Origin of the sequence: Phaeocystidibacter marisrubri, from assembly GCF_008933165.1 — a bacterium.
GTDB classification, from domain to species: Bacteria; Bacteroidota; Bacteroidia; order Flavobacteriales; family Schleiferiaceae; genus Phaeocystidibacter; species Phaeocystidibacter marisrubri.
Map to the genome: position 1 here is coordinate 1,109,755 of NZ_WBVQ01000001.1, position 18,285 is coordinate 1,128,039.

Consider the following 18,285-nt stretch of genomic DNA (forward strand, 5'->3'; position numbering starts at 1 on the left):
TATCTGCTCAAATTTCGTCAATTGGATTCTCTGTGCAAGATTGGATTCGATATTCCAGAAACGAATCTCAATCTCCCCGTAATATCGGGATAAGTAGTCACCTTGTCATAGCCCGTGGCAACCATCTGCTGCGCTACTTCTTCAACATGATCAATGTGGCATTCAAACCAGAGTTGATCACAATGATTATAAGCACTTTCCATGATTCTCGAATAGAACAACAAGGGCTGTTCATTGGGTACAAACAAAGCTGAACTAGGTTCGTAATCTACCACATGACCACTCATGCTATCGCGCTCCTTATCTTCAATGTAAGGTGGATTTGAAACGATGATATCGTAGTTGATTTCCGGCCATTCACTTAGAATGTCCATTTCTATAAAGGTGCATTTCACCTGCATTTTTTCAGCATTGGTCGCCGCAACTTCCAAGGCTGGTTTTGAGAAATCAAGCCCCCAAACCTGAAGGTCAGATCTCATTTTGGCTAATGATATAGGAATGCAACCACTCCCCGTGCCAATGTCTAAAACAGAAGCACCACGGGGTGTATAGTCCCTCAGCAAATTCACTAAGTCCTCCGTTTCTGGGCGTGGAATGAGCACGCTTGGGTTTACGTTGAAGAGCAAATCACTAAAAAAAGCCACCCCAGTAATATATTGAATCGGCTCTCCGGCTTTGAGTCGTTCTAACAAATCGGCATATGCTAAGTCTTCGGGAACTACGTCCATCAACATCCAACGAGAACGACTAATCCCGGCGGAATCTTCCAGCCAAACGCGCAGTATTTCACTGGCTTCTCTAGAATCGTAACGCTCTGACAGCGCAGAAATCCATTGATTTGTAAACTCTCGAGTGGTCATAGCGCAAAGGTAAGTCAGCCTGTAACGATCTGATGCGAAAATCGCGAGACATCTCTTATCGGCACAAACACAAAAAGTTGAGAGCACCAAGTATTGCATTTACTTCATAGTATCGCATTGGTGGGACTTCGTCCTTCCCCTCCCCGGTTTCAATTTCGTCATTCTCAATAAGAGTATGCCGCATCTCATTCGTGAAATTCAATTTGTGGAAATCTAAGCGATTGTAAACGTTTACCATACCCCTTAATTCCATTTCGATTACGAACTTGAATGCAGGGAAAATGAAAGGTGACAACTACAATTTATAATACAATTACCCCTTGCTATACCATGCCTTGGTCCCTCTCTCATCTCTGATGGTTTTCCTGTCTATCCCCTCTCTGAATAGCTCTCCATTGAAGTACAAAAACTTGAATGTACTTTTGAAGGATGAATCATGAATTCTACATGCGTCGATGTATAGAACTCGCCTTGAATGGAGAGGGATATACCCATCCGAACCCTATGGTAGGCTCCGTTATTGTTGAAGCAGGTGAGATTATCGGGGAAGGTTGGCATGCTAAACCTGGAACCCCTCACGCCGAGGTGGTCGCGATAGAATCCGTTGAGGATAAAAGCCGACTCAAGTCTGCAACAATCTACGTCAATCTTGAACCTTGTGCACATTTCGGTAGAACTCCACCGTGTGCAAATCGCATTGTAAGCGAGGGAATTCCGCATGTAGTGATCGGGACAATAGACCCTCATAGCGTTGTTGGCGGAAAGGGAATTGAAATTCTTGAAGAAAGCCAAACTCGTGTTGAGGTTGGCGTATTAGAAGATGAGTGCCGTTGGTTAAATCGAGCTTTTTTCACATTTCACAAGTTGAAACGACCTTATGTCACTTTGAAATGGGCGCGTTCCTCGGATGGTTTTATAGCTCCATCAGAGGAAGCCAGAAACCCCAATGAACCTCATTGGATTACGGGGCACCGCAGCAAGCAAAAAGTACACAAGTTGCGTGCTCAGGTAGATGGAATACTGGTGGGCGGAAAAACGGTGGTGATGGATAACCCTAGTCTAACAGCCCGACTTTGGCCAGGTAACAATCCACAGCGTATTATTTGGACGCAACGTCCGATTGACAAGAGAAACACGGTGATGAACGATGGACAGTCTACCTGGATTGTTGGTCCGAACGCCGCTGATTACGGGTATGAAGATCCCATCGAAGGTTGGAACACCTTCACGGCCATGGAACTGCTCCACGAGTTATTTGAGCGTGGTATAGTTCACGTGTTGATTGAAGGCGGTGCAGAAACAATCAAGCGATTTACCAACGATGATCTATGGGACGAGGCTTATATTCTTACAGGTCAGTCGATATTCGGTGATGGCATTGAATCTCCAGAATTGAGAAACGCCAGACTCATCGACACAACAGAGGTCGATCAGGACCTTTGGCAGAGATTTGTTCATCTATGATCTATCTTCTGCTGAGCATCGCCTGCTCCACCTTTATTTTTGTGATATTCAAGTGGTTTGGCAAATTTAATGTGAACAACCTCCAAGCCATTGTTGCCAATTATTTTATTGCTGGAACCTTGGGGTGGCTTCCACTTTCAGGAAGCGTGGAGCATCCAGAATCCCTTTTGGAATGGGGAGTTTGGCCATTCGCAATTGGGTTTCTCTTTATCACCCTCTTCCAGCTTATGGCAAAGATTACCCAAGACTACGGTGTAAACGTGGTTTCGGTAACCGTAAAAATGTCCTTCATCATTCCCATTTTATTCGGTGTTTGGATGCATGGAGAAAGGCTCTCCACTTTTCACATCATCGGAATCCTTCTGGCCATCCTCGCGGTGTATAGCATTAACAAGCCTGAGAATTCATCAGGGAATTTTGAATGGAAAGGACCACTCATACTCTTTGTAGGAAGTGGTGTTCTGGATGCAACTATGAAGATTGTGGAAAGCGGTGTAGCCAAAGAAAATCACCTTGCAACATTTACCAGTTCTGCCTTTGCTGTTGCGGGAATTTTGGGCGTTCTCTATCTTCTTTATTCCATTTACATTCAAAAGAAAACAACATGGGACGCCAAGAGTTGGCTTTGGGGAATTGTGCTTGGCATCCCCAATTATGGGAGTATTTTCTTCTTACTAAAAGCCTTAGGAGGAGACTTCCCCAGCGCCATCTTGTACCCGATTAACAATGTTGGAATAGTTGCGATATCTGCTGTTATTGCCCGACTATTCTTTGCAGAATATTTTACAAAGTGGCGAATTATCGGATTGGTTACTGCCGCTTTTGCCATCTTGAGTTTATTGAATTAGAACATGAGTGAATCCATAGAAGACACCTACAAAACCATACACCAACCAGGGGAAGCTCTGTTTAAAGACAGGGGTAGTAAGTTCTTCGCTTATGTTTTCCCAGTTCGAACAGAAGATGATTTCAAGGAACGGCTAGCAGAGTTGAAGAAAGAACATTACCAAGCGCGACATCACTGTTATGCTTGGCGCATCAATCCCGATGAAATTGCCTTTCGTGCCAACGATGATGGCGAACCTTCTCACAGTGCAGGAACCCCTATTTTATATGCATTACAGTCGGCAGAAGTTGTAAATGTTGGAGCTATCGTTGTTCGGTATTTTGGAGGCACGAAGCTGGGTGTTGGAGGATTGATCAACGCATATCGAACAGCCACAGAGGAAGCCCTTCAATCCACAAAAATTGAAGTAAACCAATTGGAACATGGAGGTGTTCTTACAACGGATTACAACCACATGAGTCAGGTCCTACACCTATTCGATAAATTGGACGTTACCATTGAAAAGCAAGTGTTGGAATACGATTGTCGATACACCATTTCATTTCGGCGATCTCACCTAGATCATTTGGAATCAACCATTGAGCCTATGGAAAACACTATCTTTGAAAGGAAATTCTGACATGTTATGAAGAGATCTGGTTACTCCACAAACGTTTGCATTGCGCTTGCGATGCTCCTTTCTGCAAGTGTTTTCGGTCAGAAACACGGACTTGAAGACAGCAATACATGGGCTCATCCGGTAATGCAAAAGAAGGCCATACAATGGTATGACGGAACACGTATCCAAGACGATGCTGAAGCTGCCATTCGAACCGCTGTTTTCCATGAAGTTCCGGAACTGACGGGCTCAGCATTAGAGCTTGATGGAGTAAGCACTAGTCCAACTGGAAAGCACTATCGCTTTTATCAAACCATTTCAGGTCAACGTGTTTTTGGTGCGGGATTAACCGCCAATGTCGATCTCAACAATAGAATTACGCTGATCACCGCAAATGTTTATCCAACGGCATTGGCTAACGGTACACCTCTGTTGGAGTCGACTACCATCAGTTCAGATGATTTCTTAAATGCAAGTGAAGCTGGAGTTTGGTTTTATAATGGTACCGATCTTCAACCAACCATTCGCAAGGTGATCATCGACGGGTATCAATACGAAGAAGTGGTTGTTGATGCATCGAATTCGGTGATTTGGCACCGCGATTTGAATCTTCATGTCGATACTCCACTTACGATTGCAGTCTTCAATCCAGATCCACTTACAACGGCTCAATCTACTTACATGAGTCCGTATTTAGATATGAACGATAACAATGAAACGGTTCTAAATCCACTCCGCACCATTAAGCAGGTTCCTGGCACTTATTCTAACGGCAGCTTCAAACTCGAGAATCCTTGGGTAGTGATCCAAGATTTTGACAGTCCTTCTATTCCTGTGGCAACAGGCGTGTCTTCTACATTTGATTTTGGCAGATCGGATGATCGTTTTGAACAAGGGAATGCTTTCTATCATCTCACAGCTTTCCAGCTGTACATGCAGAGTTTAGGTTTCAATCTAGTGAACTATCAAATACCCGTAGATGCTAACGCACTGAGCGGATCAGATAACTCAATGTTCTCTCGTTCTACCAATCCACCTCGACTTTTCTTTGGCGAAGGCGGTGTTGACGATGCGGAAGATGCAGATGTAATTGTACACGAATACGGCCACGCGATCAGTTACAGCGCCGCACCGAATACCAATAGTGGTACAGAGCGCGGCTGCTTAGATGAAGCTAACGGTGATTATTTAGCTGCTAGTTACAGTCGATCTATCAGCTCGTATGGCTACGATAGAATCTTCTCTTGGGACGGACACAATGAATACTGGCAAGGTAGAAATGGCTATAGCAACAAGAAGTACACTTCTCTGAGCTTTACGGGTATCTATGCCAACACCGACATCTGGGTGGCTGCCATGATGGAAATCTGGAGTCGGCTAGGAAGAGAGACCACCGACAAATTACTGTTGGAGTCGCTTTATGGATACAGTGTAAATATGACCATGTCGCAAGCCGCCATGTTAGTCGTTCAAGCCGACAGCAGCTTTAACGGTGGACAAAACATCCAACCCATTTGGGAGTCTTTTGTGATGTACAGCATCTTGCCAAGCGCTCCTTGGAGTATTGACGAAAGCCAATTGGAAACCGTTCGTTTCAACAACACAGCATCCTTCCCAACTACCGGAGAGTTAAATGTGTCATTGAATGCAAACAGTTCGTACCGTTTTATGCTGACAGATCTTTCGGGGAGAACACTTGACAATGGAACCATTCCTAGCGGACAGTCCAATTGGAATTACGACGGTTCAGCACTCAATAATGGTGTGTATATCATGACACTCATTAATGAGCACGACAAAGCGTACAGCGAAAAACTTATTCGCTCTCGTTAATAAAATAGGGGCTGAAGATATCTATAACCGACTGCGGAGCCTTCTGCGGTCGGTTTGTTTCCATATTTACAAACACCAAGGTTACCGAACCCACATTGAGAAGAACCTCCTCTTCATTGTAAATTTCATGTTCAAAACGAATGCGTGTGTTGGGAAGTTCTGTGATTTTCGTAACCACTTTCAAGCGGTCGTCATATCTGGCAGGACGAATATACTTGCATTCCAACTGAAGAACGGGAAGCATTGTTCCGCTCTCTTCAAGGGCTCTGTAACTCATCCCCAACTCTCTAAGTAACTCTACCCTACCTACTTCGTAATATTGAGCGTAATTTCCATAATACACCACACCCATTTGATCCGTTTCGGAATATCGGACACGGACAAAAGTTTCAGTCGTAACCATTTATCTGATTATTAGCACGTTCCCGCAAAAATACTGGGATTGAGAGAATAGAGCCTCGCTCAGAAGATTGGGCTAAAAAAGTTAAAAGTCAAGTCTAATTTCCCTTTTTTAATAACTTTTTTGTTCACACATTTGTCCTAGGAACAAGGCACTCGTCCATCTGTGACACTTTTACGGTGCTGAGCAACTAAAAATCAATTTACTAACTGCTAATTTCGATCGATGGACAGAACCGCTGAAACCGTCTGGAAGGGTTGTCTTGAATATATTCAGGACAATATCAACAGCCAAGCTTTCAAAACGTGGTTCTTGCCTATCAAGCCTCTCAAGCTTCAAGGTGTAGTTCTAACCATTCAGGTACCTAGTAAATTCTTTTACGAGTGGCTGGAAGAACATTACATCAAATTGTTGAAATCAGCAATCACCAGAGAGCTAGGAGACGATGCCAAGTTGGTTTACAGCATCGTTATGGAGAATACCTATGGCAACTCCAATCCGCACACGGTTAAGATCCCTAGCACGAACAGAGGACCAATTAAAAATCCACAGGTAAGCATGCCGGTGGAAATTGGCGGGAATGATGGAATCCGCAATCCTTTCATCATTCCTGGATTGAAGAAGGTGCACGTTGAGTCGCAGCTTAATCCAAACTACACATTTGAGAGTTTTATTGAAGGAGATTGTAACCGCCTAGCTCGTTCAGCAGGTTATGCTGTAGCGAACAAACCCGGAGGAACCTCTTTCAACCCCCTTCTGATTTACGGAGGTGTGGGCTTAGGTAAGACCCATTTAGCACACGCTATTGGTATTGAAATTAAAGACCGCTACCCTGAGAAGACCGTTCTTTATGTTTCGGCAGAAAAGTTCACGCAACAGTTTATTGATTCCATCCGCAACAACACAAAAAACGACTTCGTTCACTTCTACCAAATGATTGATGTACTCATTATTGATGATGTACAGAGCTTCAGCGGTAAGGAGAAAACGCAAGATGTGTTCTTTGAGATCTTCAATCACCTTCACCAGCACGGCAAGCAAGTGGTATTGACTTCCGACCGCGCTCCGGTTGATCTTCAAGGAATGGAACAACGCCTACTCAGTCGTTTTAAATGGGGATTGAGTGCCGATTTGCAAAAGCCAGATTTGGAAACTCGAATCGCCATCTTGCGCAAAAAACTATTTACGGATGGAATTGAGATGCCGGATGATGTAGTAGAATACCTTGCCTACAGCATCAATTCGAATGTACGTGAACTCGAAGGAGCCCTGATCTCCCTCTTGGCTCAATCTAGCTTGAACAAAAAGAAAATCACTGTCGACCTTGCCAAGCAAATGATCGACAAGTTCGTTAAGAACACAACTCGCGAAATTTCCATTGACTACATTCAAAAGGTGGTATGCGATTACTTCGACATGCCAATGGAATTGCTCAAGTCAAAGACGCGAAAGCGCGAAATTGTACAAGCGAGACAACTGACGATGTTCTTCTCCAAACAACTCACCAAAAATTCGCTGGCAACCATCGGAGCACAATGTGGTAACAAAGACCACGCTACGGTACTACACGCTTGCCGAACCGTGAACAACTTAGCAGAGACAGACAAGCGTTTCCGAACCTATGTAGACGACTTGAGAAAGAAACTGACTCTCGCCTAAATTTTAGCCCCGCTTCTCGCGGGGTTCTTTTTTTCCTACAACTTCTGGAAAATCTTCGTTTTACCTTTCTAATTCAACCAACCTTACCTAAATTCCTCTCATGAAGATTCTAATGGTATGTCTCGGGAATATTTGCCGCTCTCCAATGGCTGAGGGCATCTTACGTCACCGAGCTGAAGGGACAAATATTGAGGTAGATTCTGCTGGAACATCCGCTTTTCACATTGGAGAAAATCCAGACCCAAGAGCAGTGATGACCACACGCAAGCACGATGTGAAGATCGACAAACTCGTTGGCCGTCAATTCACGGTTGCCGATTTCGATGCCTTTGATCGCATCTATGTGATGGATAAGTCCAACTTGAAAAACGTTCTCGACCTCGCTAGAAATGAAGAGGATAAGTTGAAAGTTTCCCTACTATTAGACGAAGCTGATAACATGCCGAAAGGAATGGAAGTTCCAGATCCGTACTACGGAGGCAATCGGGGATTTGAGGACGTATTTACGATGATTGATAGTGCTGCTGAAGCTATCGTTAAGAAGTACGGTAAATGACACCTGAACTCCCTCCTGCCCCACTCTATCTTATACCTTCGAGAATAGCGGATACCGAACCTCTCGAGGTTTTGCCACTTTCCATTAAGAAGGTGGTAGACTCCATTGATCACTACATCGTAGAGAATGAGAAAACCACTCGGGAGTTTATTCGAAGAGTTCACCCTGGCAAGTCGCAGCCCAGCCTGCATTTCAGCATCTACAATCAATATACCGATGAGGCTGAGATTCCAGACTTACTCAAACCTTGTAAAGAGGGTTTTCCCGTTGGACTCATCTCGGACGCGGGTGCTCCCGCCATTGGTGATCCAGGTGAGCTCCTCATCTTAAAGGCTCACGAATACAAGATTCGCGTGATACCGCTAGTAGGGCCTTCATCTGTAGTATTGGCGCTCATGGCTTCGGGTCTGAATGGAAATCAATTCACATTCCACGGATTCCTGCCTGCAGAAAAGAGTGTTCGCAAGAAGAAATTAGCCACGCTTGAAAAGAGAGCACTCAAGGGAGAAACTCAAATATTTATGGAGTCTCCTCTCCAGAATGATAAATTTCTCGAGGACATACTCTCCACATGCTTAGATGAAACCTTGCTTTGCATTGCTACGCACATCACTTCGCCTGACGAGGAGATTTACACACAATCCGTAGGCGAATGGAAGAACCAACCACCTAGCCTCGACAAACGCCCTACCCTGTTTTTACTAGGCTCTTCACCCCTATGATGAATCCAGAAATTCTGAAGGAAATCGTCTCGTACAAAATGCCCTTTGGTAAATACGAGGGACGATACCTATGTGATTTACCGATTAGCTATTTGGAATGGTTTGATCGGAAGAATGCCTTTCCACAAGGCAAGCTCGGAATGCAATTGCGCACTATCTTTGAAATCAAAAGAAATGGCTTGGATTATCTGTTAACGCCATTGATAAAGTCCCGCACCACCAAGTAAACATGAAAAACATCATTTTGGCCTGCGCCGCCCTGCTCTCCCTCTCATCACTTGCTCAAACAGAACCTGCCTATTCCAAGGGCCAGTTTTATTTTAATTGGGGATGGAATCAAGCACAATACATGGATTCTGATATCCAATTTCGTGGAAATGGCTACAATTTCACACTGGAAGATGTCGTAGCTACTGATCGTCCAACTCACATCAAGCCCGATGTTTACTTCAATCCCGAAACGATTACTATTCCCCAAACCAACATTCGATTTGGGTATTTTGTGAATGATCACTGGAGTGTTTCTCTGGGATATGATCACATGAAATACGTGGTTCGTCAATACCAAACCGTGCAAATTGAGGGAAGCATCAATACAGGTTCACCTTTCGATGGTACCTACGATGATGATTACATCGACCTCACAACCGGCTTTCTGAAGTATGAACATACTGATGGATTGAATTATGTGTTTGTGGGTGTCGATTACTGGCAGCGATTATGGGCTGCTCGCAACACCAATGTAAATGCCTGGAACATACAAGTCTATGGTACCTTGGGTTTTGATGCAGGGGTCTATATTCCGAAGTCGAATGTGATTCTCATGGGAAATGAGCAGAGCGATCGCTTCCATTTGGCAGGATTTGGCCTGAGCGGGAATGCTTCAATAAACATCAACTTTTGGAAGTACTTCTACATGGCCGTCCAACTTAAATCCGGTTACATCAACCTTCCGGATGTGAAGACTACTTTAGACGATAGCGATTACGCCTCTCAGGAAATTGTATTCCTCCAAGAGAACTTTGTACTGGGCTTCTCTACCCACTTTTAGACTTGGCATTTCCTACCTTTGCCGCATGTCCTACATTGAAGATACTATCTGTGCATTGGCCACGCCTCCAGGAATGGGTGCTATCGGCGTTATTCGTGTAAGTGGTCCAAAGGCCATAGAAATCGCTGATTCCATTTATCGGGCTCCAAATCCCAAGAAGAAGCTTGTTGATGCCAAGGGACAGACCCTACATTTTGGTTCTATAGTGGATGGAGAGAATTTGGTGGATGAAGTACTCATCTCACTCTTTAGAGCGCCACATTCGTACACCGGAGAGAATGTAGTTGAAATCAACATTCACGGCTCCACCTTCATTCAGCGCAGAATGATGGAGTTATTGATTCGCAAAGGTGCGCGATCTGCTCGTCCAGGTGAATTTACCTTGAGAGCTTTTGGCAACGGCAAAATGGACCTTTCTCAGGCAGAAGCCGTGGGGGATCTCATTGCGAGCGAAAATGAAGCGGCACACAAGGTAGCCATGCATCAAATGCGCGGAGGCGTTCGTCAGGAGGTGGCCAAACTTCGAGAAGAACTCATCAACTTCGCTTCACTCATCGAATTGGAATTGGACTTTGCCGAGGAAGATGTAGAGTTTGCCGATCGCACAGCGCTTGAAACTTTGCTCAACACCATTACCTCTACTGTTAACCGACTCATTTCATCATTCAGTTTGGGGAATGCCATAGTAGAGGGAATTCCTGTAGCCATTGTAGGTGCTCCCAATGCGGGAAAGAGCACACTTCTAAACGCATTACTCAAAGAAGAACGCGCCATCGTTTCAGACATAGAAGGCACCACCAGAGATACGGTGGAAGATGAAATTCACTTGGGTGGACTCACCTTTCGTTTCATTGATACCGCTGGATTGCGAGAAGCCCAAGATGAAATTGAGCGCATCGGCATTGAACGGAGTTACGCCAAGATCGATCAAGCAAAAGTAGTACTCTACTTATTTGACGCCTCCAAAGCCGAAGCCTCTAGCGAAGCGGAACGCATCCAAAAGATAAAGGACCGCGCGGGTGACAAGCCCGTTATCGTTATTGCCAACAAGGTAGATGCACTTCGTTCGGCCGATGAACTTGCCGCATTCCCTACCACCGACCTTCAGCTCTCGGCTAAGCATCACAAGGGAATTCAAGAGCTCGAAGAACACTTGCTGAGCACAGTAGAGATAGAACGCCTTCAGGAGAGCGACACGGTAATTACCAACACCAGACACTACGAAGCTCTACTTCGCACCCAAGAAGACGTAGAACGCATTCAAAATGGCCTTAACACCGGCATCAGCGGCGACCTTCTTGCCTTCGATATTCGTCAGGCACTCGCTCACCTTGGAGAAATTACGGGTGAAATCACTACAGATGACTTGCTAGGGAACATTTTTGCGAATTTCTGTATCGGGAAGTAACCCAGCATCTACTACCGTCCGACTTAAAAAGGCATACTTCCCTTACTGAATTACGAATCGCTGGATCCCAATACGCTCTCCTTGAATGATATAGATACCTTTGGGGAGTTGTGATACATCGATGTGATCAACTTCCTCTTCAGAAAGGTGGATCTTTCCATGGATGTCGAAGATGGTTACATCATCACGAACATCCCAGTACAGACTATTACTTGAAGGAACGGGATAAACGGGGAATGCCCTACTTTTTGCAATACTCTCTGGAAGTCCAATAGATCCACTCCAATCGTGTGCGTACAATCCTGTGCCCGCTCCCACGAGTAGTTCATCGTAGTAGAGAACATTGATTTTTGTTCCTACTGGATAGGAATACGCCAATGTCCAAGAACCTACTGCGCTATCTATAGGGTGACTATATATCTCATGATCTCTAGCTGTGAATATATAGCCATCTCCGCTGGTTAAGGCGGTTGGAACTGCACCCGTAGGACCTACAATATAACTCCAAGTACTGGACGCTATATCTTTAACATATATACGATTAGGAGGATTTATTGCAGAAGAGGTTCTATACACTGCCAACAAGCTATCTCGGCCACTGGTAAGACTTAACTTGTAAATACCATCGGTGGCACCGAATGCACTTTCAGCCGTCTTGGTCCGTGATCCCGATCCGCTTTCTTCAATTCGATAGATACCATAATATCCGCTGGTCATTGGATTTGAAGCAAGGGATACATAGAAAACCGACTTCCCGCTTTCTTCAACAGCCACAACATCCGTTGCATCTACATCCATTCCCGGCGCCCCAGCAACGATCATCTCCTGTGTCCATGTCACACCACCATCCGTTGAAACAAAGATTCCTCCATCATCCGTATTCTCTAAGGTATATGTCGCATAGACAATGTTTGGATCTAAAGGAGACACCGCCAGTCCAGTCACACGCGTACCAATTCGTGGGAAGTTATAGGTTCCACCGTGTGTGCCGCCCATCATGGGGTCAAACACCAATGTCCACCCATCAGGAGCCGAACTCGTAGGAGCCCCGCCACTTTCTGTTTTATAAATTCTGCCATTGCCAACGTATACCGTTAAACTATCCGAAGGGTCAATGGCTACAGAGTAATAAGGTGAGCCGTCACCCCTTGGAAATATGGGATCACTCCATAACGGCGTGCTACTTTTATAAGCAGATACTTTGCGAATACCCGATTTACTTGCAAACCATCCAGTGGCGTACGAATCTGTCATGTCGATGCCATTCACTTGTACCGCAGTGAGCCCTAGATTGGCTCCCTTTACCGTGTCGGCTGCATAGGTTGACACACCCAACCCTACATTCGTTGTAATGAACGTCGTACCCTGATTGTACATATCAATTACCACAACACCATCGTTTGCTCGGTTATTGTTGCCCGTATAAGCCCGTCCAATCTCCCTCCAACTTCCAGGTGCACCAATGGAATCCGAAAAAGCAACCCCGCAGTAAACCGCATATCGTACGGCACCAACCGCGGTGAAGGCAAAATTAGGACCTGGTGTTCCACCGGGAGGGCCGGGAAGCGCAAAATCAGAAGTATTCCAAGTCAGACCATTATCAGAAGAAATCGCGATCTTTTTATCGGTTGATGGGGGTGCGCCGAAAACAGGAGCCCCTGCTACATACCAATCTCCCGTTGGGGATATTCCAAAAGTGATCCATTCAATATTGGGATCTACTGGTGCTGGATTAACAGCGCTTGAAATGCTTGCACCAGACGACAAACTGTGGATATTTGCCGCTATTTTCATTTGATAAGGCGTTGTTCCTCCTTCAAAAAGGTACAGGTGGTTGGTGAGTGGATCTACAATCATTTTCGGCGCCCCATTGAATTGGTGCGTGAGCCCCATGCCTCCGCTGTTTGTTAGCCCCCCCGAGGTGTTCAAGGTTCCCCAAACCAATGAATCATTGGATGTTGGGGTCATTCCATTCAAAACGGCCACAAAAGTATTCGTCTCGATAATGAAGTTCTTGGCCATGTTCAATACGGAAGTGGCAGATGATGCAAAAGGGTCTACTTTATAGATGGTGCCATTCGCTAAAAAGAAGGCTTCTCCAGTGGTTTCAAAACCTTGTACAGCATGAACGCCGCTTCCATATCCATCGTCCCAATCTGCAGCTGGAACGGGATGAACCGAATCGTAAATAGCGTAGCCACTGGAATATCGAATGTCCATGTAAAAAAGTGAGTTGGCACTTTCGGTAGAAAAATAGAGTCGTGATGCTGAAGGACCAGTTACAATTTGATCCATAGCCAGCACTCTTCCTCCATAAACTCCTTGAGGAATGGGTGCAGATAGCGTTTGAGCAGAGACCGCCAGAGAAGACAGTCCCAATATGAGGGAATAGACGTGTCGCATGGGTTAGGTGCCTGGTTATAAAGTCAATAGACTAACTAAATATAGACATTTTCAGGCTGTACATAAAGTCGATATATAAGTTCGGCATGTACTTCAGTTGCCCCTACCCATTATGTTGTTCACCTTTCTGGAAGTGTTTTTCACAGAATAGTTCTATTCTCCCCCTTTGCCATATGGACTGTACAACTTAAGTTTGCACTTTATTTTTAATTAGTCTAAATAATAAGAAGTGAAACTAAGTTCTATTATAGTCGCACTTACTCTGAGTATGACATCAGCATTTAGTCAGACAGAGAACCGCCTGCTGGACAAAACTTTCTGGCAATCGCAACCGACCATTCAACAGGTTTCACAGCTCGTGGAAGCCGGAAATAATCCAGCAGAATTCAATCGTTGGCACTTTGATCCGATGGTATTGGCTCTTTTGAATGAAGCTCCAATTGAGGTCATTGAATACTTGTTGAATCAAGAAGGTAATACCGTTGATAAGCGTACACACGACGGTAGAATCTATGCCCATTGGGCCGCCTACAAGGGAAATCAGGCCGCTTTAGAACGGTTTATTCATGAAGGTAGTAATGTTACTAAACTCGACGATCACGGATTTACAGTTGCCACATTTGCAGCTTATGCAGGTCAGACGAATCCAGACCTTTATGATTTAATGATTTCAGCTGGTTCGAACCTCAAGACAGAGGTGGATTTGGATGGAGCTAACGCCCTCCTCCTTATCACCCCTCACCTTTCTTCACTAGACAAGCTCGATTACTTTATTGAAAAAGGTCTACCTCTAAATAGCACCAATAATCAGGGATACAATGCTTTCGATTACGCAGCGAAATCAGGAAACATCCATGTAATGCAAGCACTAATAGAGGCTGGGATTGATTTTCAATCCATAAGGAAAGATGGAGGTAACGCGACAATAATGGCGAGTAAAGGAATGCGCCGAGCTCCAAATGGGATAGCGGTTTTTCAGTTTTTGAAAAGTGTTGGGGTGGATCCAGCCGTTACGACTTTGAATGGCGAAAACGCGTTGCATCTCCTCGCATCTTCATCTTCAGACTTAGAAGTCTTTCGGTATTTCATATCCGCTGGACTCTCGCCTGATGCTTCAGATGAATTGGGAAATACGCCTCTCATGAAAGCGGCTGCTAGAAATAGCGTGGACGTGGTAGAGCTCCTCACCAAGACATCGACCGACATCAATGCGACAAATAGCAACGGTGAATCTGCACTCTCAATGGCGGTATCTGGAAATTCACTGGAAGTTGTTGAGCTACTCATTCAATTGGGTGCCGATGTCCATGTGGTAGATATCAATGGAAACAACCTGTCTTACTTCCTTTCGGAATCATTGATTTCGGGTGATCAGGCTCGATTTGAACAAATCATGAACGCCTTGGAATCCGCTGGATTCGACTTCGGCACCACTTCACCAAATGGAGATAATCTCTTCCACTTAGCGGCTCAGACGGGAAGTGAAGTATTGATAAAAGCGGCGCTGCAACATGAATTAGATATAAATGCCACTAACGGAGAGGGATTAACCCCTCTTCACATAGCCGCACTTAAGGCGAATGACGATCAAATCCTAAAGCTGCTCATTTCAAATGGCGCCAACCTCCATAGCACGACAGAGTTTGGAGAAACACCATACGATCTGGCTCTTGAAAACGAAGTATTGCGTGCTCAGGAAATCAATCTCAGCTTCTTACAAGACTAACACATCCACCCCATGAAAAGAAACACAATATTGGCGCTACTCGCCATCACACTCATCTTTGGCTTCAAGAGCGACACCACTGAATCAAAGAGTTTCAAGTGTATGATTCAAATGACGAATTATCAGGGAGAAGGTGCATACGTTGTAATTTCCCTCATCAATCCAGAAGGCGATTATGAGCGAACCCTTTACATCTTGGGTGATGATTCAGAATGGTATCACTCTATTCCAGAGTGGTGGGATTACTTCGGCAAAGAACCTCGCAACGTGGATGGAATCACAGGAGCAACCTTAGCGGGTGGAGAACGCAGCATTAGTATTATTGAAATTGATGAAAGCGTGCTCAATGCGGGATATAAATTGCGTTTTGAAACCGCGGTTGAAGAAGTGGGATATCATACGAGTGATGTAGAGTTTCCGCTGACTACAGAGAATGTTTCAGGCAAATACGAAGGAACCGGCTTCATCCGATACGTTCGAATGATTCCGAACTAATTTCCACATCACATGACCAGCTCCATTTGGAGATACAGTCATCTTGCCTTGGCTGTATCTTCTTTTGTCTTCATCTTTCTTGCATCCGTCACTGGAATCATCCTCTCCTTTGAACCCATACAGTATACGCTAGAGGTCAGTTCTGAAGCCCGAGCCATGGAAGACGTGTCTTTGGCCCAAACTCTGACTGTACTTCGTGAGAAATACGATGAAGTACTCGACATTCAAACGGACGAGCATCACTACGTGTCCGCAACTTTACTGGATAAAGAGGGAAACTATGGTCAGTATTACATCCATCCCAAAACGGGAAAATTATTGGGAGAACAGATTGAAACAGCTCCAATTTACGAGTGGTGCACCAACCTTCATCGTTCTCTATTTCTGAAAAGTACGGGAAGATTCTTTGTGGGGCTCTCTTCCTTCCTCCTACTCCTTATCACCGTTTCTGGTGTAATCCTTATTATCAAGAGACAACGCGGATTACGGAATTTCGCTGCCAAAATCATCCGAGAGAACTTCTTTCAATATTTCCACGTCTATCTAGGCCGGCTCGCACTGGTGCCTATACTCATCATCACGATCACTGGAACCTACCTCTCATTGCTTCGGTTTGAACTCATTCCCGATTGGGAGACAGAAACCACCACACCAGTATCGACATCTTCTTCAGAACCTTCGTTAGATCCATCTGAATTTCCCGTATTCAATCAACTGTCCATTGCTGATATACGAAAAGTAGAGTTCCCGTTTTCCGACGATGCAGAAGACCGTTATCTCATCCAATTAAAGGATGTTGAAATCTCTGTGAATCAATACACAGGAGTCGTAGAGAGCGAAACCCCCTTTCCATTCACACAAATCGCCCAAAACCTAAGCACGGCCTTACACACGGGACAAGGAAGCGTTGCTTGGTCTATTGTTTTGGCACTTTCATGTATCTGTATCACGTTCTTCATTGCATCGGGTTTTATAATGACCTTCCGCCGATTGAAAGGCAAGACCCGGAACAAGTTCGGGAAAGATGAAGCTGAGATCGTTCTGTTGATCGGTTCTGAATCGGGAACAACGGGCCAATTTGCCAAATGCTTTGCAGAAACATTAATGCAGGCGAATAAACGTGTCTACATCGATGAGTTGAATCACTACAGTTCCTATGCTTCCATGAAGCATCTGGTGGTGTTCACAGCCACATATGGCACTGGGGAAGCGCCATCCAATGCAAGGAAATTCTCCAAGCTGATTGCCTCAACTGATCCAAACCAACCCTTCAACTATGCCGTGGTTGGCTTTGGTTCACTCTCCTATCCTAACTTTTGTCAATTTGCTTTTGAAGTGGAGGACATGCTTTCAGCCCTGCCTATGAGTCGTAAGGCATTGGACACCCACACCATTCACAATAAATCCTGGGAATCGTTCCATCAATGGACCGTGCAATGGGCAGATTTATTCCCACTCGAATTGGCGGTCTCACAACCCGAACTTGCCATTAAAGCAAAGAAGAAGGAACACACTTTCCATGTACTTCGTTGCACCGCCATCGAAAACCGAACGGATAACACCTTCACGTTAGAATTGGAAAGCCCAACGGCCAAGTATGTGTCTGGAGACTTATTGTCTATTCTTCCTGAGAACCATACACACGAGCGACTGTACTCCATTGCGCAAACTCAGGCAGGTACTTTACTTCTATCCATCAAGCGACATGATTATGGTATTTGTTCCACCTACTTGAGTAATCTCAAAAGTGGAGATCGACTTTATGGTTCAATTGTGCGCAACCGGGAATTTCACTTCAATTCCAAGTCTTCGAAGACAGTTATGATAGCAACTGGAACTGGGATAGCGCCCTTTTTGGGAATGATAGAAAACAACTCGAAACACCGAGAAATAGATTTGTACTGGGGTGGCCAGACCTCTCAATCTTTCCGTTTATATGAAGGCATTCTCTCCGAAGCTTTTCAAGACCACAGATTGAGTGAGTTGAGGGTCGCCTATTCACGCGAAAACGCTTCTAAAGTTTATGTCCAAGACCTTCTTCTTAGAGATCAGGTCAAAATAGCCGAAGCATTTCAATCGGGTGCGCAGTTTATGATTTGTGGTTCGATAGCCATGCAAAAGGGCGTGGTAGAGACGCTTCATCAGATTACTCTTGAACGAAATAACAAGCCCTTAAGCTACTATCAGAACAAGGGTCAGCTCAAAATGGATTGTTACTAATTAAACCGTTTATTTCCTTCAGATTTAACATCCCTTCTGCCCT

At 44.9% G+C, this 18,285-nt stretch carries 16 protein-coding genes; 13 read left to right on the forward strand and 3 right to left on the reverse strand.

Annotated features, from left to right (window positions below):
* Positions 1–17 precede the first annotated feature (17 nt).
* Entirely contained in the window at positions 18–860 is an 843-nt protein-coding gene (prmC, locus tag F8C82_RS05010; RefSeq protein ID WP_170266160.1) for a peptide chain release factor N(5)-glutamine methyltransferase, read from the reverse strand.
* A 429-nt stretch (positions 861–1,289) separates the two neighbouring features.
* On the opposite strand from prmC, the gene ribD reads away from it, so the two are divergent.
* Genes ribD through F8C82_RS05030 form a run of 4 tightly spaced genes read left to right on the forward strand, consistent with a single transcriptional unit; the run spans position 1,290 to position 5,602 of the window.
* Positions 1,290–2,324: a bifunctional diaminohydroxyphosphoribosylaminopyrimidine deaminase/5-amino-6-(5-phosphoribosylamino)uracil reductase RibD gene (gene ribD / locus F8C82_RS05015; protein ID WP_223279446.1), complete on the forward strand. Its 1,035-nt coding sequence runs from the start codon at positions 1,290–1,292 to the stop codon at positions 2,322–2,324.
* Positions 2,321–3,172 (forward strand): DMT family transporter, encoded by an 852-nt coding sequence (locus tag F8C82_RS05020; RefSeq protein ID WP_151692457.1) that lies wholly within the window; start codon positions 2,321–2,323, stop codon positions 3,170–3,172. The genes ribD and F8C82_RS05020 overlap by 4 nt, the downstream gene beginning before the upstream one ends.
* A gap of 3 nt (positions 3,173–3,175) precedes the next feature.
* Positions 3,176–3,790 carry an IMPACT family protein gene (locus F8C82_RS05025; RefSeq protein WP_151692458.1) on the forward strand — a complete coding sequence of 205 codons (615 nt, stop codon included), beginning with the start codon at positions 3,176–3,178 and terminating at the stop codon, positions 3,788–3,790.
* A 6-nt stretch (positions 3,791–3,796) separates the two neighbouring features.
* Positions 3,797–5,602 (forward strand): hypothetical protein, encoded by a 1,806-nt coding sequence (locus F8C82_RS05030; RefSeq protein ID WP_151692459.1) that lies wholly within the window; start codon positions 3,797–3,799, stop codon positions 5,600–5,602.
* Here the strand turns inward: F8C82_RS05030 and F8C82_RS05035 are convergent.
* On the reverse strand, positions 5,586–6,005 hold the full coding sequence (locus F8C82_RS05035) for an acyl-CoA thioesterase (RefSeq protein WP_151692460.1): 420 nt from the start codon (positions 6,003–6,005) through the stop codon (positions 5,586–5,588). The two genes, F8C82_RS05030 and F8C82_RS05035, sit on opposite strands and share 17 nt — an antisense overlap.
* A 222-nt stretch (positions 6,006–6,227) precedes the next feature.
* On the opposite strand from F8C82_RS05035, the gene dnaA reads away from it, so the two are divergent.
* The 6 genes from dnaA to mnmE all read left to right on the forward strand — a co-directional run bounded on the left by dnaA (position 6,228) and on the right by mnmE (position 11,398).
* A complete protein-coding gene (gene dnaA, locus F8C82_RS05040; RefSeq protein ID WP_151692461.1) occupies positions 6,228–7,661 on the forward strand; it encodes a chromosomal replication initiator protein DnaA in 1,434 nt (477 codons plus the stop codon).
* A 100-nt stretch (positions 7,662–7,761) separates the two neighbouring features.
* On the forward strand, positions 7,762–8,217 hold the full coding sequence (locus F8C82_RS05045) for a low molecular weight protein-tyrosine-phosphatase (RefSeq protein WP_151692462.1): 456 nt from the start codon (positions 7,762–7,764) through the stop codon (positions 8,215–8,217).
* On the forward strand, positions 8,214–8,939 hold the full coding sequence (locus tag F8C82_RS05050) for an SAM-dependent methyltransferase (protein ID WP_151692463.1): 726 nt from the start codon (positions 8,214–8,216) through the stop codon (positions 8,937–8,939). The genes F8C82_RS05045 and F8C82_RS05050 overlap by 4 nt, the downstream gene beginning before the upstream one ends.
* Entirely contained in the window at positions 8,939–9,166 is a 228-nt protein-coding gene (locus F8C82_RS05055) for a DUF3820 family protein (RefSeq protein ID WP_151692921.1), read from the forward strand. The genes F8C82_RS05050 and F8C82_RS05055 overlap by 1 nt, the downstream gene beginning before the upstream one ends.
* Before the next feature lie 2 nt (positions 9,167–9,168).
* Complete coding sequence (locus tag F8C82_RS05060) at positions 9,169–9,990, forward strand: hypothetical protein (RefSeq protein WP_223279447.1); 822 nt, start codon at positions 9,169–9,171, stop codon at positions 9,988–9,990.
* 25 nt (positions 9,991–10,015) lie between these two features.
* Positions 10,016–11,398, forward strand: a complete 1,383-nt coding sequence (gene mnmE, locus F8C82_RS05065) for a tRNA uridine-5-carboxymethylaminomethyl(34) synthesis GTPase MnmE (RefSeq protein WP_151692464.1) — start codon at positions 10,016–10,018, stop codon at positions 11,396–11,398.
* A 42-nt stretch (positions 11,399–11,440) separates the two neighbouring features.
* Here the strand turns inward: mnmE and F8C82_RS05070 are convergent, their stop codons facing one another.
* Positions 11,441–13,801, reverse strand: a complete 2,361-nt coding sequence (locus F8C82_RS05070; protein ID WP_151692465.1) for a T9SS type A sorting domain-containing protein — start codon at positions 13,799–13,801, stop codon at positions 11,441–11,443.
* A 268-nt stretch (positions 13,802–14,069) separates the two neighbouring features.
* On the opposite strand from F8C82_RS05070, the gene F8C82_RS05075 reads away from it, so the two are divergent.
* From F8C82_RS05075 to F8C82_RS05085, 3 genes are read left to right on the forward strand one after another with little or no spacing between them, the layout of a single operon-like run.
* A complete protein-coding gene (locus F8C82_RS05075) occupies positions 14,070–15,527 on the forward strand; it encodes an ankyrin repeat domain-containing protein (RefSeq protein ID WP_151692466.1) in 1,458 nt (485 codons plus the stop codon).
* Positions 15,528–15,539: 12 nt separating this feature from the next.
* On the forward strand, positions 15,540–16,022 hold the full coding sequence (locus tag F8C82_RS05080) for a DUF2271 domain-containing protein (RefSeq protein ID WP_151692467.1): 483 nt from the start codon (positions 15,540–15,542) through the stop codon (positions 16,020–16,022).
* A 12-nt stretch (positions 16,023–16,034) separates the two neighbouring features.
* Positions 16,035–18,242 carry a PepSY domain-containing protein gene (locus F8C82_RS05085; RefSeq protein ID WP_151692468.1) on the forward strand — a complete coding sequence of 736 codons (2,208 nt, stop codon included), beginning with the start codon at positions 16,035–16,037 and terminating at the stop codon, positions 18,240–18,242.
* Positions 18,243–18,285 lie beyond the last annotated feature (43 nt).